The organism is Ruegeria sp. R8_1 (assembly GCF_017743815.1).
Lineage (GTDB): Bacteria > Pseudomonadota > Alphaproteobacteria > Rhodobacterales > Rhodobacteraceae > Ruegeria > Ruegeria lacuscaerulensis_A.
The window spans coordinates 238,908-262,634 of the sequence record NZ_JAGHRL010000002.1; the positions used below are offsets into that span (position 1 = coordinate 238,908).

Below are 23,727 nucleotides of genomic sequence, written 5' to 3' on the forward strand. Positions count from 1 at the left end.
GGCCTAGCGTGCCGCCCAATCCACCAAAGCGCTCATACCCGGTCGCAGGGCCGCATCGCGCGTGACCGGCTCGGCCCTGATCGAGAATGTGCGCAGGTCGAAATCACCCGTGGCTTTCGTGGCGCGCCAATTGGCATAGCTGCCTTCGGCATTGATGGCAGTAACGCGAGCAGGGATCACCAGATCACCCAGCGCCGGTACGCGCACATTCAGTTCCTGACCAATTTCCAGCCCGTTCAGCAGGTCTTCGCGCAGGTTGAACGTGAACCAAGCGTTGTCAATATCCACTATGGATAACAAAATAGCCCCGGCCGAGAAAAGCTCGCCAGGTTCTGCAAGCCGGGCGGTGACCTGACCGCTGATAGGTGCTGCAATTTGCAGCTCTTCAAGATCAGTTTGCGTGCGTAGCAAAGCGGCGTTGGCTTCTTGGACCTGAGCCTGAGCGACGGCTTTTTGTTCTATGCTGTTGCCGTTTTCGGCGAGTTCGAGATTGGCCTGCGCCGCGTCGACCCCACGTTGGGCGGCCGCCAAAGTGTTTGAGGCCTCGTCAAGCCTTTGTAGCGAAGCAAACGAGGTTTCGCTGAGTTTTTCGATCCGGTCATAAGTCTTTTGCGCCAAGTCCTGATCAGCTTTGGCGCGCGCAAGCTCGGCCCGGCGCGCATCGATGACTTCGGGTCGGGTTGCGAAAACCAGATCACGATTAGCAATCGCCACGTCGACAGCGGCTTGTGCCGTCTTCAGACCCGCTTGCAATTGCGGGCTGCCCAAGGACACGACCACATCGCCCATCTGTACGGTGTCCCCGAAATCGACATTCACAGCGGCGACACGGCCGCCGATTTTTGCGGCCAGGTCAATGCGGGTCGCCTCGACTTCGCCCTGAACCACCAGCGGTTTTGGCACTGTCGCGATCCATACAAGGGCGCCACCTGCGACCATTGCACTTGCAATGATCGCAACGAATAGCTTGGGTTTCGACATGGGGCGCTCCGTTTCAGTTGATAGCCAGAGTTGCGCTTCAGCTCGTGAATTTAGGTGTCTTTGGTTTCAGGAGGACGGATGCCGTGGAAAAGGGCGTAGTAAACCGGAACCATCAGCATGGTCACGACTGTTCCCACGGTCAGACCCGCGGCGATTGTGGTCGCCATGGCCACCCAGAAGATGTCCTGAAGCAGTGGCAAGACACCCAGGATTGTCGTGGCTGCCCCAAGGAATACGGGATTCAGACGCGAGACTGTTGCCTCGACCAGCGCATCATAAGGCTTCATACCTTCTTCCAGATTGACGCTGACCTGATCCAGCAACACGACCGCGTTCTTGATCATCAGGCCGACAAGGCTCATCGCGCCTAACAGGGCCATGAACGAGAAGGGTTGATTGAACAGCAGCAGGCCACCAGTGATCCCAATCATCGCAAAGGGAACGACCGTAAAGACAACCAGCGCCGGACGGAAAGCGTTGAACAGCGCAACCACCAGGAAGACCATTATCACCAGCGCAGGGCCGGACCCGGGTTTCAGCGAATCCTGGGCATCTGCTGTGCTGAAAGTCTCACCTCTCCATTCGATCCGATATCCGGGGGGCAGCTTGATTGCCTCGATGTCAGCGCGGACCTCATCAACCAAAGAGGGTAGGGTAACGCCGTCCGAGCTGGCCTGAACCGTAACCGCGCGCTGGCGCTGCCAACGGACGATAGTCGGATCCTCCAATTCGATCTCGATCCCTTGCGTTACAGAAGACAATGGCAGCGACTTGGTCGAGAAGGCCGGCTGGATCTGGATTTGCGCAAAGTCACGCCCGACGGTCTGCCGTTCGTCTTCGGTCCGACGTAAGATGATGGGCAGCAGATCCTCATTCTCACGATAGAGACCAACCGGCAGCCCGTCATAGGCAAAGCGCGCGGCGCTGGCTATGTCGTTGCGGGACGTACCCGTCCAGATGCCGGTTGTCTGATCATACTCCGGAACCAGTTTGGCGACGCGGTTTCGCATATCGCTTCGAATGTCCTTGGCATGGGGGGAAGCGCGTAAGACATCCATCGTTTGTTCAGCCAGGTTGCGCAGTACTTGCGGGTCCGCATTGGCCGGGCCGCTAAAGCGAACCTCGAACGGCCATGTATTACCAGGCCCAGCCGTGTACTTGCGCACCCGTGTCATCGCCTCGGGGATTGCGCCTTCGATCCATGCGTCCAGTTCTGCGACAAGGTCGTTCACGACCTCAAGGCTTTCAGTATTGACCACAAGCTGCGCGTAGCTGGCATAAGGAAGCTCGGGGTCGACCGGCAGATAGAACCGGGGGCCGCCTGCACCCATGAAGGTCGATACGCCTTTCACACGCGGATCGCCATTCAGTTTATCCTCGACTCTACGTGCCAATTCCGAGGTCTGGTCAATCGTACTGCCTTCCTCGGCCCAGACATCGACCATGAATTGCTGCCGTGTGGCGTCGGTAAAGAACAGGCGGTCGACATAGCTGAAGCCGTAGATCGCGCCGCCCAGCAAGGCCAGAAACACCATTGCGGTGATGCCACGGTGACGCAGGCAACGCCCCAATACAGCACGGAACCCCGAGGTAAAGGCGCTTTCGGTATGCGTCGTCTCGACCTTGGGGGTGGGCAACATGTCAATGCACATCAGCGGCGTAATCGTCATGGCAATGATCCAGCTGATCAGCAGCGAAACGGCCACAACAACAAACAAAGATCCCGCGTATTCCCCGGCGGCTGCCGACGAGGCGTAGATAGGAAAAAAGGCCATCACTGCCACAATCGTGGCCCCCAGCAAAGCCATGCTGGGCTGGCCCGCGGCTTCGATCGCGGCTTCGATCTTGCCCATGCCCTTTTTCATGCGCGCTGCCATTCCATCGGCTACGACAATGGCGTTGTCCACCATCATCCCCAGCGCGATCACCAACGCACCCAAAGAGACCCGCTGCAGGTCGATCTTGAGAACGACCATTACCATGAACGTGGCCAAAATGGTCAGAAGCAGTGCACTGCCTATGATCAGGCCCATGCGCCATCCCATGAATACAGCAACGACAATCAAGACGACCAATACGGCTTCGAGAAGGTTGACCATGAACGAGTTGATCGACTCGGTCACCAGATCGCTTTGCCAGGCAACTTGGTGCATCTCGATGCCGACGGGGAGGCGGGAAGAGATTTCTTCTAGCGCCGCATCGAGGTTGCGCCCGGTATCCACGATATTTCCTCCGGATACGTTTGCAATCGACAACCCGATTGCAGGCTGTCCGTCATAGCGCATCTGGGTCAGGGCGGGTTCCAGATATCCTTGCCGGATGTCCACGATATCTTGCAGTCGGATCACATCGGAATCGCGTGACACAGGTAGTTGGAAAGGTATGTCGCCCCCCTCTGCCACATCCAAAACCCGGTCTGTCAGGCCGGGGCGTAGTTGCAGGTTGCCGATATCCTCAGGTGATTGAAATTCCCCTGTCGGCGCGATCCGCAGCCTGCGATCTCCGATTGTGAGCGCGCCGGAGTCGACCACCTGGTTCTGCAAGTTCAGGGTTAACAGAAAGTCCTGCGCAGACACGCCAAGATCCAGCAGCCGCTGCTCGGAGGCATCCAGATAAATCACCTTGGGCTGCAGGCCCCAGGTCTCGACACGGGATACGCCCTGAACCAGACTCAGTTCCTTGCGGATGGCTTTTACGTGTTCCTCAAGCTCTGCATAGGTGAACCCATCTCCGGTCACGGCGAGAACGAACCCGTAGACAAAACTAAAGTCGTCGATAACGTTCGGTGCACCAGCGCCGGGCGGTAAGCTGCCTTGCAAATCGCCTACTTTGTTACGCACTTTGTCCCAGACCTGGGGTAGGCGGTCTGCCCAATATTCTTGCTGAATTTCGACTTTTACGATGGACAGACCTGCATGAGAATACGAGGTTAGGAAACGCAGTTCCGGCAGTTCTTGAATGGCAGTTTCAATCTTGTCAGTAACTTCCAGTTCGACCTCGGTCGGGCTGGCGCCGGGATATTGGGTTACGACCAGCGCCGTTTTAACCGTAAACTCAGGGTCTTCCAGCTGACCCAGTCGAAAATAGCTGAGCGTCCCGATCACGAGGATCAGCGCCAGCGCAAAATAGGTGACCGTGCGGTTCTTGACCGCGACCGAAGCGAGCGACATCAACTTATTCTCCGCCTGTGGTCAGAGTGACTTTCTGACCGTCCTTCAGAGTGTTCGCGCCGGCAGTCGCGATCCGCATACCGGCCTCAAGGCCGCTGACCAAAAATCCCCGGTCGTTAAAAGCGTTCACGGTTACGGGTGTGGCAGATACGGTCAGGTCTTCGGGGTCGATGACCCAGACAAATGTTTCGTCCGGCGATGTCTGGTTGGGTGAAAACACGGCGCTTGAAGGGACGTGAATGCCCTGATCGCTCCAGCTATCCGGCAGATGTACCTTGGCTGTGGCGCGACCGGCCATTCCGGGTTGAATAACGCCACCCTCTGGCTGTTCCATGATGATCGTCACCGGATAAGTCCGGGTGGCTGAAGACGCTTCGTTCCCGACATGTGCGACTTGAGCAGGTATCTTCAGGCCAGGCAGGCTTGAGAATTCCACTTCGATACCTTCGACAAAGGGCTCAAGGTTGATGAAGTTCTCAGGGACTGCAACCTCCATTTCGATGCGCGAGGTGTCGAGCACCCGAACAATGGGCTGGCCGGCGTTGGTGTTTTGGAACTGTTCCACATAGGTTGCGGATATCGCGCCGTCAAAAGGGGCGACCAGTGTCGTATAGCCAAGGTTCAGCCGTGCTTCATCCAATTGGCCTTGGGTGGCTTCGATATTGGCTTCGGTCGCCCTGACGAGAGCGATCTGATCGTCAACGCGTGCCTGGGCAATGTGATTGTTTTTCACCAGCTGCTCGCGCCGCTCCAACTCGATCTTCGCATTGGTCAGATTGGCTTTCAGCGCGTTGCGCTGACCTTCTAATGCGCGCACACGCGCTGCGTAAGGGTCTGAGTCCAAAGTGGCCAAAACATCACCAGCCTTAACCTGCGATCCCACATCAACGGGACGTGCAAGAACCTTTCCGGGAACTTCGAAAGCGATGTTGACCTCGCGTACAGCTTTGGCCCGACCCGGATAGCTAGCTAACCGAACCGCATCCACATCCGCAACGACCGTTGACAGAACTGGTCTGACTTGGATCTGCGTTGTTTGTTCTTCTTTGCATCCTGCGACAACGATCATCGCTGTCAGGGCGAACACGGTAACTGGGAACTTTGCTGTCAGCATCTTTGATGGCCTTTTCGAACTGAAGCCCATTGGAAATCACATGAGGCGATATTTACATATTTAGTATATTTTGTCAACTTTGAGTTTGCTGTGTTTGAAAATGTGACCCAACGGCACACATTTAGCGTTTCCCTGCCAGTATTGGTGATAGTCGTGTGAAATTTCATTAAACTCTTCTTGAAGCGGGGGTGTCTTTGCCTCAGGTGAAGCCTCTGACCGCGGGTCAGCTCTCCAAGAGTGACAAGTCACAAGGCTTACCACCGGCATTGAAAACCGAGGTGACGTAAGGTAAAGCGCGTATTACACTACGGTTTTTTGCGAGCATGTCACACCGGGGAAATGAAATGCGATCCAAATACACAGACCGACTCGGTGGTTTCGGCGGCGGTTTGGTCGGCGCGTGCCATCGCATCTCGGGTGTTCACACAATCCGTGCGAAACTGCGAATGACCCTCCGGTCAGTAAATCTGTGCTGTGTGAACAGAAGCGGTGACGATTGCAGAAGATTCCGATGTACTTTGGGGGCTATTTAAGAATGCAGCGACCCCAGATAATGACGGGATTTGCCGGGCTGTTGGTCCTGATCATAGGCGTCTGGGCAATCCTGGCCTCGCAGGATGTCCGGGACAAAACGGTGACGTTGACCTTTCAAGCGCAAATGGGTGGTGAGCCTTTGGTCTATGACCAGTTCATCTACGACAACCCCGGCGGGGAAGGGGTGTTTGAAATTCACGACTTCAAGTTCTTCATCAGTAACCTGAGCCTGTCGCAGGGCGGCGAAACGTATGTAGTGCCTGACAGTTACCATTTGTTGCGTTTCGATAACGAGTCGTTGTCGCACTCGATCACTTTGACAGATGTGCCACTGCGCGACGTTGAGTATCTGCGTTTTCTGGTGGGGTTAGATGCGCAAGCCAATACCTCGCCGGAAATGCGGGATAAGCTTGATCCCGAAGGCCAGATGGCTTGGAACCGAGAAGACGGCTACAAGTTTGTAATTTTCGAAGGCGCGCTTCGGATTGGCGAAACTGTGTCGTTATTGACCTATCATGTCGGCTTTTCGGAAAACACGAGAGAGATTTCTGTGTCTTTGCCTGCACAGCACGACACAGGCGGCAAGACTGAAATTGCACTGACCGTAGATCTGTCCAAATTGTTTGCAGGGTCGTACGAAGTCGACATGGGGGCATTGCCTTCGGTCGATTTCGATCGCGATGACGCAAGTATGTTGGCAGACAACTACGCGACAATGGTCTCGTTCGGGTTTTGACAGACGTCCCGGCCGAAATTCGGTTCGCAATCGCCTATAAAGTCAAATTTCCGCCCTTTTTTCGTCAGACCAACCGCAAATTCAACGCCCAGAAAGGTTCTTGGCATTGGGCAGAGGGTCTTTGTGGTGAAGCGGATCTTTACACATTTCGAGCAGCAAAAGCGCAGGCTTTACTCGATCGCTTTTCTCGCCTTCTCTGCTGGTTACGTTCTTTATTCGCATATTGACGTGATGCGGTATGGAATGCCGGTGCCGGTGTTGACCGGGTTGATCTATATGTGCGCTATTGTTTGCGCCACTGTGGTGACCACCTATTTTCTTCCGGGCTTAACCAAAGTGACCGACGCCGTTGCAGTGACGCGGCTTGGTTTTGCGCTTTGGATCGCCGCCACGCAAAGTCATGAACTGGCGGCATCGCCTGTACTTGGTGCTACCATCGTGGTCGGCGGTGCGATTGTGTTGTTGCAGGTGTCAACATGGGCAAAGGCAGTGTCACAAGTACTGTCAACCGATATGCCGGGCCCGCTTTGGACATCCCCAACGCCGCAACCTGTCGCTGTGCGCAGCGCCTGATTATCTAGACGGTTCGTATTTCAGAATCGGTAGGTTGCTCCAATCAGGGGGCCGGACTGATCGAATTTGAATTCATTCCCATCTATGTCGTGCTCAAACGAAATGTAGCGATAACCGCCGCGGATCATCCATCTGTCGTTGATTTCATAATCTGCAGTCAGCAGTACCTGCCATGTTTCACTACCGCTTCTGAACCCACCGTAGTCGAAAAATGCTGTTCCCGACCACCGGTCAGCCAAGTCGAACCGAGCCCTGATCCCGATAAGAGGATCCGTCCAGCTTTCGTTGACATTCACGGAGCGACCGGGGGCCGCACCCGGTAGAACCGTCAGATCGGTTTCCGTCTTGAACCAACGAAACCCGGCAGCAAGATCCACGATAGACTTTTCTGTGCTCAAAACCCGGTACCCCAAAAAGCCGCTTAGAAACTGCGTCGTCAACGACGTCTCCAGCCCTGAGCTGTTGGGAGTCGGGGCGCTGTTGCTGAACGACAAGTCCGTATAGTTGTAGTCCCCCAATATGGACCATTGGCCGTTGGTCGCCGCGAATGTACCCATAAAGGCCAAATCAAGGTTCTCAAGCGCGTCCGAAAACGAGAGTGTCCCTTCTAAAGTACCAATTGCCGTTTCGGTCGATACGTTAGTTTCTGGGGTAAACAGGTAGATCGTGGCCTGATATGACCAATCCGACTGTTGCGCCAGCGCAGAGATCGGAGCGCAGGTGGCAAACATCAAGCCTGCAGTTGCGTCCCTTAATCTTGTAATCCGGCCCATTTGTTTCCTCCTGTCGTTCATATTTTTGCCGATGCGCTTTAAGCTGCAGTGCTTGTATCCTGCTTCTGTCCTAGGCTGACGCGGTTGATATCAGTGCTTGGAAAGAACTCGGCCCAGACATGCCAAAAGACACCTGCGCGCAGCGTCTCGACACGTCGTAGCTTGCCCTGATCCGACATGCCCCAGAAATCGCACCGGGTTACAGGTGCGCCACTGTCGTTGTACCAAATCCCCAGGCTTTCATACTTGGGGTCCAAGCTCACGACCACATCGCGCCCGCCGACATTCGCATTCACGATCCAGTTGTTGTCGATCACAAAGTCATCGGTCCAGCAGGCGGCGTCCTTACCGATCGTAATTCCCCAGACATAGGTTTTATTTGGCAAACGCTCGTCCGTGCGGTCCATGTTGTCCATAACGGGCGCGTCCTCTTGGTGTTGGCGTCCGATTCCCCATCCGAAAGTGATCTCGGTGACCATGTCCAGCAGCCGAAGCACGGGATTGGGCGAGGGTTTGTTCAGAAAAACCTCTCCGGCCGGGAATGCCTTTTGAAAGCCGCGAAACGTCATTCTGTAGGTCGGCCAGGGTGTCATCTGTGCTTCGGGGCGCAGAGGGCAGGCTGGGCCTTCGGCGTATTTGTCGTGATCGGCTTCGCGAAACCCATAGATATGCTGGATTGGCTCACCAGATTCGTTATCCCGCAGGATCAGGTTGTTGCCGTGCTGGGCCAAGACCTCAAGGTTCAGCCGTTTGCCTTCGATCCTTGGGATGTAACCCTGCCCAAGGTTGGCCATCGCGCAATAGGTCATCACGACATCCTCGCCCCCTAGACCGTCTGTATTACCTGCAAGATGCGGCCGCATGATCTGTGCGTCCGGGTGCGCGCGAGCAAAGCCGTTATTTTCGATCACGATGACAGGAGCGGTTGGACCGACATATTTGCGGGCTTCGTCAATCGGGAAATAGGCGGCGTCGTTTAGTTGGTTCCTTAGCCCCAAATGCACCCACACATAGGGAAAGCCATAAAGGAAAACCGTCAGCAATGCTGCAATCACCCACAGCCAGAACGGTCCGCTGCCCGTAATGAAATGCGCCAGAGTGGCGACCACGAAACCGCCAAGGCCAACTGCGATCAACCGATATTCATGTCGGATAAATCGTATCATGTTCTTGCGTTTTACGGTCAGCACCATCTGGGATACGTCGCCCAGATCGCGAAAATAGACAAAGCCGATGCCCAGCGAAATGACTAAGCCAAGCGCAAATAGAATGCTTCCGACCATCTGCTTCTCCTGAATCGAATCCAGTTACCGAGTTATTGTTGAGGCGATGCGCGTTTGATTAAGAACGCGTCGACGGCTTTCTGAGTTTCGGGGCGAATGTTCTCGATCCCCTCATACGGCGGGCCATACGCGGGTGGGGTGTCGGGGAACTTTTCCTTGCGGGCCATGTGACGCCCTAAAATCCGTGCGAATTCCTGCCCGCCCCAGGCGCCTACTTCGGTCGAAACTGAATATTCTTCACGTGTGTCGCGGTAGAGATCGAAGAACTTTGCCAGAATCGCGCTTTCACCTGGGCCAGGAAGTTTTAGTTTTAGTTGATCTTTTACGACCGCCTCAGGTTTGTTGACCGAATAGATAATGACGTGGTCGCGGCGCGCCTTGGTTTCATCAGCAAACAGCAAAGCAGCAGACTGATCGACCCCGTCCACCAGCCGATCCCGAGGGATGTACTGATCGGCCCCTGCAAAACGCGATAGCGTCGTATAGAGGTCTGAAACATGGATTATGCTGTTCAGCAGACCGTCAGCTTCGATCATGCCGGGCCAGCGGATAAAGGCATCTACGCGGACACCGCCTTCGGTCGTATCGCCTTTCCCTCCTGCGTAGATCAGCGGCGTGAACCCGGATTGCGGCGCGTATTTGGTGAAATGACCGTTGTCGCCCATGACAACTACGACTGTGTTTTCGGACACGCCCAAGTCATCCATTCGCGTGAACAGCTCGCCCAGCCACTGGTCCAGCAACTGCATCTTATCAACGTAGAGGCCACCGTTCACACTTTCGGGGCCTGATCGTCCGGCGCGGGTATTGTCCAGCGGTATCATTGGCCAGTACTGCAGAAAAAACGGCTGGTCGCCTTCAGCGAGGCGCTCGAGTTCTTCCATAGTCTTGTCCTGAAATGCCTGGTTCATTTCATCATATTTTTCTGCGTTCCACCTTTCGCCAGGCTGCATTCGGATCTCTCGGATCGGCCCGCCGGCTTCGCCCTCGATCACGGTCATCATCGCAGCGGCGTCGGGGCGGAACCAACCGTCCAGAGTGTACTTGTCATCAAAGTCCCGGATCGCGACCGAGACCTGTTCTTTTATCGCGTCGTCATTGAAGATTGTAAGCTGGCCCTGTTGATGGATCGCGTGTTGGGCGTAGTCGAACCCTTGGTTCATAGCCCAGCTTTCAGCGATATCGCCCATGTGCCATTTCCCGACATGGCTAGTGGCGTATCCCGCTTGCTTGAGCACTTCGGCGAGCGTGACTTCACCATCAGGCAGCCCGAACCCGGCAATGTCGACGGTTGTGTCGCCCATACCCATTCGCACTGGCAAGCGTCCTGTCATTTGCGCCACGCGGGTTGGGGTGCATGATGGCTCGGTATACATTCGGACCATCCGTAGGGCCTGATCCGAAAAATCGTTGATATTCGGCGTTTCATAACCACGAACTGCGTTCAGTTCGGGGATTCCCATGTCACCAAACCCCATGTCGTCGATCAATACGCTGACGATATTCGGGGGTTTGCCACCGTTCCGGTCTTGAAAGGCTGCCAATGCCGCATCAACCACTGAGTCGTCCTGCGCCCATTGATCGGCGTGTTGGGCGCGAAGAATATAATATTCAGCATCGTGTTGAATCGCTTCGTTTTGCGCAGAGGCGAATGAAGCGCTCAAACCTGCTGTCAGAACAAGAAGGTAGGACAATCTCATTAGTTTCCCCTTGTTTTTAAATGAATCTCCGGGTGAGAAAGGCAATCGTATATCACATTGAAACATCAGAATGTGACGCAGGCAAGAGAAATGCCTAAGACGGAACGGCCCTCAGGTACTGGGGATTTGAGATCGGTAAGGTGGCTGTTCGTTCAGAAATTGTGAACAACGACCATAAGGTGCCGGAATTATCTTCGGCCAAGAGCCAAAAAAAGGGTGATTTTGGCGCAAAATGCCCGGTTAATATTGGGTTAAAGTTGCACGGGTAATTTGTATTCGTGGTTAAAGTAACGAGTAGAATATGTTTAAGTCTATAATGAGAGAGCCGTTCCCGACACACTGGAAAACTGCCATCGCCACGCGTCTGGGGAACGGCTCTTCTAAGCAGAACAGAGAAATGCTTGAACTGGCCCTGCCAGCCGCCGCATGCGTATGCCTGCTGCTGTACTGGCTGAAAAGCGCCTCTGTCGAAAGTTATGTTTCGGTCCTGATGTAAATCGGGTTGCTACAACCTTGGTATTGCTTCGAGTCCTCGGTATCGGACCGCAGCAGTGGTTGAAAATTCTGATGCATGTCGGCAGCGCTTTGAGTAAGCTGCAGAGCCCCTCATACGAGCCTTAAACTGCACCCTTAGGGCCGGACTGCGACGCTTTCTGGTGCCTTTCAAAATTGAAGTCTTCCGCAAAATGACAGGCTACGAAATGGTCTGTATTCAGTTCTCGCCACGCCGGAGCTTCGGTTTTGCAGCGATCTTTTGCAAACGGGCATCGGGTGTGAAACCGGCACCCTGACGGCGCAGCCAGCGGGTTCGGTATTTCCCCCTTCAAACGGATAGGGTCATAATCTGCGTCGGGGTCCGCTGTGGGAATCGCGCTAAGCAGCGCGTGCGTGTAGGGATGTTTTGGCGCAAAAAACAGCTTTTCAGTCGGGGCATATTCCACGAATTTCCCGACATACAATACCGCCACGCGGTGCGACATCTGTGCGACGACACTCAGATCATGGGCAATAAACAGGAACGAGACACCCATCTCATCCTGTAGATCTTTTAGCAGATTCACGATTTCTGCCTGAATCGAGACATCCAGGGCCGAGACGCTTTCGTCGCAAACGACAAACTTTGGCTTGGACACCAAAGCCCGTGCGATACAGATTCGTTGCCGTTGCCCGCCGGAAAAAGCATGAGGAAAACGGCGCAGGTGTTCGAGGTTCAGTTTGCATCGTGCGGCTATTTCACGAACGCGGGCGTCGATTTTGGCTCGGTCTTTGAACTTGCCTGACGCCACCAACGGTTCGGCAATGATATCGCGGACTGTCATGCGTGGGTTTAAAGACGAGTAGGGGTCCTGAAACACGAGGCTCATTTCCGGTCGAAAGGCGCGCAGAAGGTCGCCAGCAAGGTTGTGGACGTTGATCCCTCCTTCTCGGAAGGCCATGTTCATTTTCGACCTTACCTTGCGCAGCTCGGCTTCGGATGCGTGGGCCAGATCGATGTCACCCTTGTTTTTGCGGTGAAAGATCACCTCGCCATCCGTCGGATCAATCGCGCGCAGGATCGCGCGGCCAACGGTTGTTTTACCCGATCCGGACTCTCCGACCAGTCCGACAGTCTCGCCACGTTTGATATCGAAACTAACACCGTCCACTGCACGCAGCATCTGCACTTCGGTTCTGAACAGCTTGCGCGTTTTGATCGGGAAATGGACCGAAAGGTCTTTCACCTCGATCAGAGTATCGTGTTTCGGGGTCATGCGGCGTTCCGATCTTTGTCGCTGTGCAACCAGCAGCGTACTGCGCGGCCGGGAATGGTTGAGACCTCGGTCGGCGCTGTCACGTCGCAGGTCCCCGCGATCGCTTGGGCGCATCGGGTATGAAATGGACAGCCCGTTGGGCGCGCGGTCGGGCTGGGGATATCTCCCGGCACCGGGTTCAGGCGGTCGTGCAGGTGTTCGACGCTGGGGATCGCGTCCAACAAACCCTGGGTATAGGGATGCTGTGGATTTCTGATCACGTCCCGGGCGGGGCCGCGCTCGACGATAGTTCCCAGATACATCACGGCAACGTCGTCGGCGATCTGGGCGATCACGCCAAGGTCATGGGTGATAAAAATCATGCCCATGCCAAGATCGCGTTGCAGATCGCGCATCAGGTCCAACACCTGAGCCTGAATAGTCACGTCCAGCGCCGTAGTCGGTTCATCTGCGATCAACAGGGCAGGGCCCGCGGACAGGGTCAGTGCGATCATGGCGCGCTGTCGCATCCCGCCAGACAATTCGTGCGGGTACTGGTCGACCCGTGCAGAGGCATTCGATATGCCGACTTTGTTCAGCATCTCGATTGCATATTCCCGCGCGGCACGTTTTTTCAGCCCGCGATGCAGCATGATGGCTTCCATCATCTGATTGCCGATCGTGTAGACAGGCGAGAAACTGGCCATTGGTTCCTGAAAAATCATCCCGATCTCGCCGCCCCGAATACGGCGCAGTTCCTTGCTGCCGGTTTTCAAGCGGCCAAGCGCGATCTCTTTCCCGGCCTTGTCTGTGTAAGTCATCCGGGTTTTACCGCTCAACGAGGCGTTGCCGGGCAAAAGCTGCATCAGAGCCTTGGTCGAAATCGACTTGCCCGATCCGGACTCCCCCACCAAGCCCAGCGTTCTGCCCGCCTCGACCCCAAAGGTGACGTCGTGCACCGGGGTGATGACACCTTCGCTGGTGCGAAACGAAATCGACAGGTTTTCTACAGTCAGCATTTTCGGCATTTCAATGCGCCTCCGAGTACGGATCGGCGGCATCGCGCAGCCCGTCGCCAATCACGGTAAAGGCCAGTACGGCAACAACGACAAAGATCGCAGGGATGAACAGCCAGGGTGTCTGTTCGATTGCCCGCACCGATTGCGCTTGTTGCAACAGAACTCCCCACGAGACCGAGGGTGGACGCAGACCCAGTCCAACAAAGGAGAGCGCCGTTTCCGACAGGATCATGTAAGGAAAGCTGATCACCAGATCGACGATGATGAAACTGGTAAAGCTGGGCAGCATGTGTTGCGCGATAATCCGACCGGGCCGCGCACCTGCCAGCCGCGCGGCGATCACATAATCCTCGTTCCGGATCGACAGCAGCTGCGACCGTATCCGCCGCGCCAGCGTCGGCCAGCCAAACAGGCCCAGGATTAGCGTCATGGCGAAATAGACCTGCGTGGTCGACCACTCCTTGGGCATGGCGGCGGCCAAGCCCATGTAAAGCGGGATGATGGGGACCACGCGGATCACCTCTGTCACGCGCTGGATGATATTGTCGATCACGCCCGCGAAATACCCCGCAATGCCGCCGATGATCAGCGCCAGAACAAAAGAGATCATCACACCTATCACCCCGATCGACAACGAGGTCCGGGTGGCATAGATCGTCCGGCTGAACACGTCGCGGCCCAGATCGTCCGTGCCCCAGAAATGGATTTTTTGGTCAACATCTGGGCTTAGCCCCACCAGATGCCGGTCCGTCGGAATAAAGCCCAACAGCTTGACTGGTTCACCTTTGACAAAGACATGCAGATAGTGCCGCACTTCGGGATCAGGGACCGAGATGGCACGCAGGGTAACCGGATCACGCTCGGTCTTGGTGCCGTTTACAAAGGGAAAAACGGAACAGCCCCCCGCATCGCAGAAACGCGGTACCTGCGGTGCGCCTTCGATATAGTTGGTATCCCGCGTCACTGGTCCGTAGGGGGCAACAAACTCGGCGAAAATCCCGGCCAGAAACATCAACCCCAGTACCGAGGCTGCCATCATGGCGGCGCGGTGACGGCGGAACCGCCACCAGATCAGGGTCCATTGCGAGGCCGAGTAATATCTGAGCCGCGCTTCCTCGGCGGTAGTATCTGTTTGATGTGTTGCATCGGTCATGGATCAGGCCCCCAGTTTGATGCGCGGGTCCAGCCACGCCAGCAACAGATCGGACACGAAGTTCATGAACACGATGGTGAAGGTCAGCATCAGCAAGATGGCCCCCGCCACGTTCATGTCCAGGTCCAGATAAGCACGCAGCAACAGCTCTCCCAGTTCGGTCAGGCCCAGCACCACGGCAACGATGGGCAATTCGGAAAAAATGCGGTTCACGTCGAACCCGATGGTCGAGACCACGGGGTTGATCGCCAGTCGCGCCGGGTATTTGATCAGCAGCCGTAACTCGGGCACGCCGCGCGCGCGGGCAGCTGTGACGGACAGCTTGTTCAGTTCGTCCGACATGGTGGCCCGCACGGTCTGTATCTGGATCGCCACCGCTGACCAGGCCAGTACGACCGCGGGCAGCCACAAATGCTTGATCAGATCCCAGACTTTGCCAACCGACCAGGGCGCATCGCGATACTGGTCGGAAAACAACCCTCCGATATCGGCGCCGAACCAGCGGTTTGCGAAATACAGCATCACTAGGGCAAGCAGGAAGTTTGGCAGCGCCAGACCCAGGTAGGAGAACACTGTCAAACCATAATCGACCGCTGACCCACGTCGCACCGCAGCAAAGATGCCGATGGGGATCGACACGATGTAGGTCAGCAGCAGGGTTGAGAACAGGATACCGGCTGTCAGCCAGACCTTGTCCCCAATCACTTTAGTCACCGAAGTTTCAAACGCAAAAGCCTGCCCGAAATCGCCGCGCAGAACGATGCCTCCGATCCAGTCGAAGTATCGCAGCAGCATGGGCTTATCCAAACCCAGATCGCGGCGGATCGCCTCGATATCTGCCTCGGTGACGTTGACGCCGGTGCCCGAATATTTGCGGAACGCATAACGGTCAGCATAGTCGCCAGGCGGCAGTTCCATGATCAAAAAGACCATCACCGATACCAGCAGCATCGTGATGACCATCCCGACGAGACGTTCCAGAGTGAATCTCAGCACTTAAAAAATCCCCTATCCGGCCCCACAAGAGGGGCCAAAACCGGAGCGCAGTCATCCCGCGCTCCGGTCCGGTTTTCAGACTGTGGTCTGTGTTACTGCTCCAGCCACCACTGCGAGGGGCGGTAAGGATAGGTCCAGTAGAAGTCGTAGGTTTTCGACTTGATCGGCTTCACGTTCTGCAGGTCGTTGCGATACAGGAACGGGGCGACGATGTCGCCGACAGTGCCGATTTTCAACATGTTGTCGGTGTGGATCTTGACGATCTCTTCGCCCAACTGGTTGCTTTCGTCGGTGCCCATTTCGACCTGAATGAACTTTTCGCTCAGATCCCATAGTTTCTGGATATCTGCCGGCGGCTCGATACCTTCGCTGCCACCGCTGGTTTTCCAGGCGGCCCAGCCGAAACCCGTGCCAGGGTTGAAAAAATCGCCGAACGGCGGGACAAAAACCGTGACGTCCTGGCTGATGGTCGGGCCGGCATTGCCGTCATATTTCCAAACTGTCAGGTCCAGGTCGTTGTTGTTGCCCGAGGCGCGGTATTCGTCCGAGGTGACCTCTTTCAGGTCAACCCGCACACCCACGGCCGACCAGTAGTCGCGCACCAGTTCCTGCATCTTTACCGGCGCACCCTGCGAGGAATACACCAGACGCACGACCAGCGGCTTGCCGTCAGGGCGTTCCACGGTGCCATCGCCATCAGCATCGGTCAGGCCCATTTCGGCCAGCAGAGCTTTGGCGGCCTCGGGGTCATATCCGATGTCGCGGTTCAGCACTTCGTCCGAGACGAAGGACACGGTTTTAGGCTCGGCGGGCACGCCCTGCATCGGAGTGCCCTGACCCAGATAGACGACCTCGTTGATCTCATCGCGGTTCATCGCCAGCGACATGGCACGGTTGAAACGAACGTCCGAGAAGATGTCGCGCAGGACCGGATCCTGATGGGTGCGGTTGAACGAGTAGAACACGTTCTCGCCAAAGGTCGGAGCAAAGTTGATGGTGTACCCACCATTGGCCTCGTTTTCCTTCAGCAGCGGGAAATCTTCCAGGAAGACCGCCTGCTGTTTCCAGACCACATCCCCATTCATGATCTTGAGGTTCTGGACTTCTTTGTCGCCCACATATGTCTCAACGATTTCGTTGATATAGGGCAGCTGGTTGCCCGCGGTATCGACCTGGTGGAAATAGGGGTTGGCCACCAGTTTACGGCCCTCGGCGGTCTCTTCGACAACAATATAGCTTTCCAGCGTCGGCACCACGGCACGGCCGATCCTGGCAGCCTTTTCAGCGTCTTTCAGCAGAGGGCTGGGCACGTCTTTCCAGTCGGAACCGCCGTAATAGAAGTCAACGGCGGCAGCAGCATTTTCAAAACCGTATTCCTGCGCCAGTGCTTCGGCGTTTTCGTTGTGCTTGGGCATGAACTGGCCCAGGAAATGCTTGGGTTGGAACGGCTGGCCGTAATCCACGGCAAAGCGGTTCAGAATGCCAGGGGTCGGCACCGGGAAGATGAATTTAACGGTGGTGTCGTCAACGGCCTCGACCTGAGCCTGTTCACCTGCGAACAGCCACCGATCCGGTGTCTTATCGTACACGTCGGGATTATAGATGATATCATTCATCCAGAACTCGACGTCCTTGGCAGTAAAAGGCGCCCCGTCAGACCATTTGTGCCCGGCGCGCAACGTAATGGTCAGCTGGGTATAATCGTCATTCCACGACCACGCTTTTGCGATATTGGGAACCACGGTCTGCAGATCATCAGCATAGCGCACAAAGTTCACATGGCGCACCGACAGCAGGTCCGAAGTGCCGGACTCGGTCGCTTTGGACAGGCCGGTGATGGTTCCGCCATACTGACCGATTGAGTCGTAGGGCATAACGACCAAAGGCTCGACTGGCAGACGGTCTGCCACTGGCCCAAGATCAGCGTTTCCCAAAATCCGGGCGTTCAAATCGGCGATTGCCGGGTTTTGTGCAAAACCCAGCTCGCACGAGGCGGCGGCCTGCAGCTCGACCAGTTCCAGCTGCTGCGGGAATGCGGGTTCCAGACCCATCGGGTCGGCTACGGTTGCAACGGGGCAGTTGGCCAGAACCGGGGTTCCCAATGTGGCCAATGCGGTGAATGAAAGGAGAGAGGTGCGAAGCTTCATAGCCATCCCTGCGTTTGTGTGACGCCAGAGCGCTAGAGATGAAAGTTAACAAATTTATGATGGTTTCGCGGGTATAGTGAAAAGCTATGCTGGATCAGTTGACATGAGATCGTTACAAATGACGCTTCCCTTCGGCAATCCGGAAAAAGTTTGATACCGCAGATGTATGGCGCATAGCTGGCAGGCAGGCCAGAAAGTGGCGCGCCGTCAGGTTCTTGTCTGCAACCGGAACGAAAGCGACTCCAGGTTCATTTTGGCATTCCTGCGCAAAAGCGACGCCAACGCCTACGCCTGTGGTCACGAGTGTTCGGATGGATCCCCATGATCCCAGGCCCAGAATGGTGGTCAGTTTAACCCGTGCAACCTGGGCAGCGGCGTCAAAAATTTGCCGTGTCGAAGAACTGGGTTCACGTTGAATCAGCTTCAATGAGGCGACCTCGGCCCAAGAGACGGGTCCGTTGTCTGCCAACGCATGATCTTTGGGAACAACCAGCCCGATTCTGGTTTCAGATATCTCTTTGCCCGACAGATCTGATGGCAATTCCTTGGCAGTGATTAAACCCACGTCGAATTCGCCGGTGTAGAGTAGGGGAAGCAGGTCATGCGAGGCCAAAGCGCGGGCTGTCACGTCGACCGCTGGGAAGGCACGGACAAACTCGGATATAAAGGGCATCGCTATCTGGTAGGTGGAGTAACCTATCTGGAAGGTTCCAGAGTGCAAATTCCGAGCCGCCGTCAATCGATCGTCAATGTCATTTCGCAAGGCGATCAGCGCTTTGATGTCACCTCGTATGCTGTTCAACAAAGGTGTTGAACTGATAACCGACCCTGACCTGTCTAGCAGTCGGCACTGATAGTGTTGCTCCAACGAATTGACGAGGTTTGACACCGTGGGCTGGGACACCCCAAGCTCTTTTGCCGCCAGGGTAAAGCTGCCCAACCGCACGACGGATTCCAGTGCTTGTAACTGTTTGAGGCTGATCTTTGACTTCATTCGACAGTGTCGTCCTATACATCTGACAGGCGACCCAAAGTTGGATCACCGATTCTGACCATTCGTGGGTCAGCGGAAACAGCTGAGATCCAATCGCCGACTCTGGCATGTGAGTAGCATAGTGGAATTGAGTATTCCAAAAGCAACTCGGACAAAAGCTGCTTACAACTCTCACTCGATTTGCAAGGCGCGAGTGCTACAGGTTTTTGTAGACGTACAAAAAAATTCAATAAACACTATGTATTCATGAAACACTTGATACTGTAGTAATATGAATTCACTAACCAGAATAACGCGAGGTATCCGCGTTGCCCTTAAAGATGGCAGGGTGAAGGGCCTTCTTGCCTTTACAGCCGGTATGATCCTATGGGCGTCGGTGTTTTACCGCTATGTCGAAAGTTGGAGCTGGTTAGATTCTATCTATTTTTCTGTGGTGACAATTTCGACTGTGGGGTACGGCGACTTTTCTCCTGAAACCGCGGCAGGGAAAATCTTTACTATGTTTTACATCATTGTGGGGCTCGGTATTTTCGTAACCGCTGCGACCACTGTCGCGGATACAATTCTTTCCCAGGATGACAAGAACGAGGACAACTAGGTTTTTGTCTCGTTGAGCCGATGTGATTTCATGCGCAGGCCATAATCTGACCGACTAGCCCCTCTGAATTCTGAATTTACGAGAGATTTCAAATTTCCGCAGAGCTGCTCGTAATTTTTAAAATATATATATTAAGTTTTTTGAGTATAATGATCAAAAAACAAATGTTGGAGGGATGGTATGGAAAAGACTCAGGATGCGAGGATCGTCGATCTCGCAATTAGGTTACTATTTCTAGGGCTATTCCTTTATAGCGCTTTGGCGATGGTGGCCCCACTGGCAAGCGTGGTCATCTGGGCTACGATTCTATGCGTAGCGCTGTACCCAGCTTTCGATTGGTTGCAGTCCAAGTTGGGTGGGCGGAAGAAACTTGCCACGACAATACTGGTATTGTTGGGCCTCGTTCTGACTTTGGGGCCGGTCGCTACTGCTGTATCCGGAGCGGCGGAACTTGGGTCTGAATTTGCGGAACAAGCAGACAGAGGCGAGCTTAAAGTCCCACCGGCACCCGATGGTCTACGAGAGCTTCCGCTGGTTGGAAACAAGATTGCTGAAGTCTGGGGCTTGTTTGAACGAAACCTCGATAGCGCACTTGCAAAATACGGCGCGCAGATTCTTGATATTACCAAATCACTGTTCGGAAGGGTGTTAAGCATCGGGCTTGGGCTCTTGGCGCTGGCCCTGTCCGTTTTGATCATGGGGGCCTTGTTCAGCCCCGGTCCAAGCCTGGTGCAAGGCCTTCAGCGTTTTGCCAACCGTATCTTTGCGCCTCGCGGTGGCGAGTTCGTGACGCTGGCCGGCGCGACAATCCGCAATGTGACAAAAGGTGTGATTGGCGTTGCTGCGATTCAGGCGGTCGTTGTTTGGGTATTGTTGGCGCTGTTCGGGATTGGCTCGGCCGCAACGCTGGCGTTCATTTGCCTGATCCTCTCGATTATCCAGATCGGTCCCGGCTTGGTTCTTCTTCCAGTGGTCATCTACGCCTGGAGCACCATGTCCGGTGGCACAGCGTTGATCTTCACCGTACTGGCCGTTCCCGTGGCGATAATGGACAGCTTCCTGAGACCTGTATTTATCTCAAAGGGCCTCGAAACTCCCATGCTGGTTATCCTTATTGGTGTTCTCGGTGGCATGATGGCGTATGGCTTGATCGGTATTTTTATGGGCCCTGTTCTGTTTGCCGTTTTCTATGAACTGTTCAAGGTCTGGATCGATGCGCCCGAAAAAGCCGAAAGCGCGGCTGAAGGAGCGGCGGAATGAGAAAGACGATTTGGACCACCTTGGCCGTCATTCTTGTTTTCCTTGTCTGGTACCTTGTTGCTGACCGAAAAACGCCGTTTACCGGTAATGCCAGAGTAAAGGCCATTGCGACCCAGATCGTTCCACAGGTCACCGGTACAGTGACCGAAGTTCTTGTTGAGAATGGACAGGTTGTCTCGGCAGGTGATGTTCTGGTTCGGATTGACCCCAGGCCCTATGAAATCCAACGCGACAAGGCGGAAGCTGATCTTGAAGCTGCTACGCAGGAGGTCGGTGCATCCTCGGCAGAGGTGAGGGCCGCGCAAGCTAAATTGGCGCGGGCCCAGAGCGATCTTGACACGATGCGTCTTCAAACAGAGCGTGTGTTTGCGTTGGAAAAAAAAGGTTTGATCGCCGTTTCAAAAGCCGATGATGCCCGAGGTCAACTGACAGAGTCAGAGGCCAATTATGAGAATGCCAGAGCGGATTTGGAAAAAGCAAAGCAGAGGTTGGGCGAAGACGGAATCGAAAATCCAAAAATTCAGCGCGCATTGGCAGCCTTGGCAGATGCAGAGCTAAACATCGAATGGACTGAACTGCGTGCCCCGGCGACGGGTGTCATATCCAATCTATTGATCGCCCCTGGTACATATGCACGGTCCGGTCAGGATCTTTTGACGTTCCTGGATGCAACCGACGTTTGGATCGAGGCGTATTTTACTGAAAACAACTTAGGTCGGGCAGAGTTGGGTTCACCTGTTGATGTCGTATTGGATATGCACCCCGGTCAAATCATTCCAGGTGTCATTGAGAGCTTTAGCGCGGCTGTATCTTTGAGCGGTGGCGATGAGCCTGGCCAATTGGCAAGCCCGCCCAGTTCCAAAGGGTTTCTGCGTGAACCAGAACGATTCCCCGTTCGGATCGTGTTGCCGGGTTATGAGGCCGGAAGCGCCGAAGACGATCTGCGCTTTCAGCTCAACGGGCAGGCCGACGTGATTATGTATCTCAGCGACAATGGGTTCCTGAACTTCGTGGGTCGAACCTACATCCGCGTGGTTTCCATTCTGTCCTATGCGTACTGACGACCGCCAAGCCGTTCTTCGCCTTGCGCTGGGCGTAACCGGTGTCTTTTCGATGGGTTTGCTTCTGGGGTGGCCACTTGCTGTGGTGGGGGCGGTGTTTACAGCTCTGTTTTTACAAGCCCCTGCTGCGTTGCCCTTGGCAGCCTTTGGCAAACTGTTCGTGTTCTCGATTGGGTTGATGTTCCTATCCTTTCTGCTGTCGTCAGTTTTTGCCCCATATCCTGTTGTGTTTCTGATCCTCGTGGCCATTGGAATCATTCTGTCGTTCACTTGGTCCGTTTCCGGTGCTGGGGTTTTGCCCGGTGTTATTGCCCTAATGGGTGCATTGATGATCCCAAACCTTGTGCTTCAGTCACAGGATCTGGCATTGGTCTTGGTGTTTTGGATTCCTCTGAACCTGCTGTTCGCCGGGTTTGCCGCAACGATGATGTTTGTGCTCATACCTGCTGAACCACCGAAAGCTGCCCAGCAAAAAGCTGCAGTGGCGCAGGATTTCGACCCCCATCGGCGCATTGTCCGCATGTCACTTGTCACCGTTCCATTTGCCTTGGTTTTCTTTGTGTGGGGTGCTTCAGCGCTGCTTGTCCTGTTCTTTGTCGCACTTCTCAGCCAACAACTTGCTGCAATGCCTGCTGCGGGCAAAGCCGTAGCCAAGGCGATGTTGACGGCCAACCTGCTGGGCGCGGCGGTGTCTATCGTTTGTTATGAAGCGAATGTCATCGCACCGGTCATTTTGACACCCATATTGCTGTGTTTTTTCTTTTGCCTGACCCTAGGGGCGCTTGGCAAAACCCAAACGCCTTTGGCCGCAGCTGCCGGATCTGCTATTACAACGACCCTGATTGTCTATGGCGGATCAATCGCACCTTTTTCGGACGAGGCAGATGTCAAAAGCATTGTCCGTGTTTTGCAAGTTGCCAGTGCGGCATTCTTTGTGATCGCAGCATATATCGTGGTGGATGAGTTCTGGCCCGAAAAGAAACGCCAAAATGCCCCGCAAATTCCGGGTGTCAAAAGCCACTGATGCGTTCGACAAGCCAATAGATTGACACCGCGCCGATCATGTAGCCGGTGGTTGGCGTCGCTATCATGTGGAGGCGCGAACTTGCCGTCGGAGCTAACAGTCGCCAGATAAATACCGCTAAGGATAGTGCCGCAATAAACGCCAGCTGGCCTCCTTCGACACCAAGATTAAACGCAAGCAGCGCCGCCGGAATATCCTGAGCGGGCAACCCAATTTCGGACAGAGCGCCAGCAAAGCCCAGCCCGTGTAACAGGCCAAAGCAGAAGCTGACGATCCATGGGTATTGTTCCGCCAATCTGATCTTCCCTTCTTTGCGTTTGAGTATTTCAAGGGCCAAAAAAACGATGGATAGCGCGATTATCGCTTCGACAGGCCCAGAAGGAACCCGCAGAACCCCCAGGGTTGCCATCGCAAGCGTCAGGGAATGAGCTACGGTGAAAGCCGTTATTGCCCCCACCAATCGCCACGGATCGCGCACGAGTATGAACAAGGCAAAGACAAACAAAAGGTGGTCGACGCCTTCCAGGATGTGTTGGAAACCTAACCAGAAATAGGTGCTCATGGTCGACCAGGTGGAGGGGCTTTCCGGGATTGTCAGTGCCGTTGTGTCGGGCGTGAACCGCATGGTTTTGGGTGCACCGTTCAAAGGTTGTATGCGTAACAGAACATCATTTCGCTGTCGGCCTAACCCCTCGATAGAAACGACCTGACCCGCCAACGGTACATCGCATTCGGCAACCCAAGTGGACACCCAAGCGACATTGTCTGCGGTCAGACCGGTACTGCGCGCCGGAGAGCATTGTCCGGGTAAAACAGCATCAATTTCCATGGGCTGACCATTCACATCCGGAACGCGCCAGAGGATTTGCCATGTTTCCGGA

The 23,727-nt window shown here is 55.0% G+C and carries 19 protein-coding genes; 6 read left to right on the plus strand and 13 right to left on the minus strand.

Features of this window, described 5'->3' with window-relative positions; genetic code table 11:
- Window positions 1-3 precede the first annotated feature (3 nt).
- From J7380_RS05310 to J7380_RS05320, 3 genes are read right to left on the minus strand one after another with little or no spacing between them, the layout of a single operon-like run.
- Complete coding sequence (locus J7380_RS05310; protein ID WP_209194810.1) at window positions 4-981, minus strand: HlyD family secretion protein; 978 nt, start codon at window positions 979-981, stop codon at window positions 4-6.
- A 50-nt stretch (window positions 982-1,031) separates the two neighbouring features.
- Window positions 1,032-4,151 (minus strand): efflux RND transporter permease subunit, encoded by a 3,120-nt coding sequence (locus J7380_RS05315; protein ID WP_209194811.1) that lies wholly within the window; start codon window positions 4,149-4,151, stop codon window positions 1,032-1,034.
- Window positions 4,152-4,155: 4 nt separating this feature from the next.
- Window positions 4,156-5,265: an efflux RND transporter periplasmic adaptor subunit gene (locus J7380_RS05320; protein WP_209194812.1), complete on the minus strand. Its 1,110-nt coding sequence runs from the start codon at window positions 5,263-5,265 to the stop codon at window positions 4,156-4,158.
- A gap of 535 nt (window positions 5,266-5,800) precedes the next feature.
- Between J7380_RS05320 and J7380_RS05325 the strand changes: the two genes are divergently transcribed.
- Complete coding sequence (locus tag J7380_RS05325) at window positions 5,801-6,535, plus strand: MbnP family protein (protein ID WP_209194813.1); 735 nt, start codon at window positions 5,801-5,803, stop codon at window positions 6,533-6,535.
- Between the two features lie 126 nt (window positions 6,536-6,661).
- The gene (locus tag J7380_RS05330; RefSeq protein ID WP_170356164.1) at window positions 6,662-7,108 is read left to right on the plus strand and encodes a hypothetical protein; all 447 of its coding nucleotides are present in this window, start codon (window positions 6,662-6,664) and stop codon (window positions 7,106-7,108) included.
- A 20-nt stretch (window positions 7,109-7,128) separates the two neighbouring features.
- On the opposite strand, the gene J7380_RS05335 is transcribed toward J7380_RS05330, so the two are convergent.
- From J7380_RS05335 to J7380_RS05375, 9 genes are all read right to left on the minus strand, one after another.
- Complete coding sequence (locus tag J7380_RS05335; protein ID WP_209194814.1) at window positions 7,129-7,881, minus strand: outer membrane beta-barrel protein; 753 nt, start codon at window positions 7,879-7,881, stop codon at window positions 7,129-7,131.
- 38 nt (window positions 7,882-7,919) lie between these two features.
- Entirely contained in the window at window positions 7,920-9,164 is a 1,245-nt protein-coding gene (locus tag J7380_RS05340; protein ID WP_209194815.1) for a DUF3179 domain-containing (seleno)protein, read from the minus strand.
- Window positions 9,165-9,196: 32 nt separating this feature from the next.
- Complete coding sequence (locus tag J7380_RS05345) at window positions 9,197-10,864, minus strand: sulfatase-like hydrolase/transferase (protein ID WP_209194816.1); 1,668 nt, start codon at window positions 10,862-10,864, stop codon at window positions 9,197-9,199.
- Window positions 10,865-11,481: 617 nt separating this feature from the next.
- Window positions 11,482-12,615: an oligopeptide/dipeptide ABC transporter ATP-binding protein gene (locus J7380_RS05350; RefSeq protein ID WP_209194817.1), complete on the minus strand. Its 1,134-nt coding sequence runs from the start codon at window positions 12,613-12,615 to the stop codon at window positions 11,482-11,484.
- A complete protein-coding gene (locus J7380_RS05355; RefSeq protein ID WP_247742418.1) occupies window positions 12,612-13,622 on the minus strand; it encodes an ABC transporter ATP-binding protein in 1,011 nt (336 codons plus the stop codon). Before J7380_RS05355 ends, J7380_RS05350 begins: the two co-directional genes overlap by 4 nt.
- A 1-nt stretch (window position 13,623) precedes the next feature.
- Window positions 13,624-14,766, minus strand: a complete 1,143-nt coding sequence (locus tag J7380_RS05360; protein ID WP_209194818.1) for an ABC transporter permease — start codon at window positions 14,764-14,766, stop codon at window positions 13,624-13,626.
- 3 nt (window positions 14,767-14,769) lie between these two features.
- Entirely contained in the window at window positions 14,770-15,762 is a 993-nt protein-coding gene (locus tag J7380_RS05365; RefSeq protein ID WP_348539074.1) for an ABC transporter permease, read from the minus strand.
- 92 nt (window positions 15,763-15,854) lie between these two features.
- Complete coding sequence (locus J7380_RS05370; RefSeq protein ID WP_209194819.1) at window positions 15,855-17,909, minus strand: ABC transporter substrate-binding protein; 2,055 nt, start codon at window positions 17,907-17,909, stop codon at window positions 15,855-15,857.
- A 112-nt stretch (window positions 17,910-18,021) separates the two neighbouring features.
- Window positions 18,022-18,903 carry a LysR substrate-binding domain-containing protein gene (locus J7380_RS05375; protein WP_209194820.1) on the minus strand — a complete coding sequence of 294 codons (882 nt, stop codon included), beginning with the start codon at window positions 18,901-18,903 and terminating at the stop codon, window positions 18,022-18,024.
- Between the two features lie 328 nt (window positions 18,904-19,231).
- Here J7380_RS05375 and J7380_RS05380 point away from each other — a divergent pair, with 328 nt between their 5' ends.
- The 4 genes from J7380_RS05380 (at window position 19,232) to J7380_RS05395 (ending at window position 22,846) form a co-directional block, all read left to right on the plus strand.
- A complete protein-coding gene (locus tag J7380_RS05380) occupies window positions 19,232-19,501 on the plus strand; it encodes a potassium channel family protein (protein ID WP_348539075.1) in 270 nt (89 codons plus the stop codon).
- Between the two features lie 180 nt (window positions 19,502-19,681).
- A complete protein-coding gene (locus J7380_RS05385) occupies window positions 19,682-20,761 on the plus strand; it encodes an AI-2E family transporter (RefSeq protein WP_209194822.1) in 1,080 nt (359 codons plus the stop codon).
- Complete coding sequence (locus J7380_RS05390) at window positions 20,758-21,822, plus strand: HlyD family secretion protein (RefSeq protein ID WP_209194823.1); 1,065 nt, start codon at window positions 20,758-20,760, stop codon at window positions 21,820-21,822. Before J7380_RS05385 ends, J7380_RS05390 begins: the two co-directional genes overlap by 4 nt.
- Window positions 21,812-22,846 (plus strand): DUF2955 domain-containing protein, encoded by a 1,035-nt coding sequence (locus J7380_RS05395; RefSeq protein WP_209194824.1) that lies wholly within the window; start codon window positions 21,812-21,814, stop codon window positions 22,844-22,846. Before J7380_RS05390 ends, J7380_RS05395 begins: the two co-directional genes overlap by 11 nt.
- Here the strand turns inward: J7380_RS05395 and J7380_RS05400 are convergent.
- Entirely contained in the window at window positions 22,833-23,675 is an 843-nt protein-coding gene (locus J7380_RS05400; RefSeq protein ID WP_247742419.1) for a HupE/UreJ family protein, read from the minus strand. The two genes, J7380_RS05395 and J7380_RS05400, sit on opposite strands and share 14 nt — an antisense overlap.
- Window positions 23,676-23,727 lie beyond the last annotated feature (52 nt).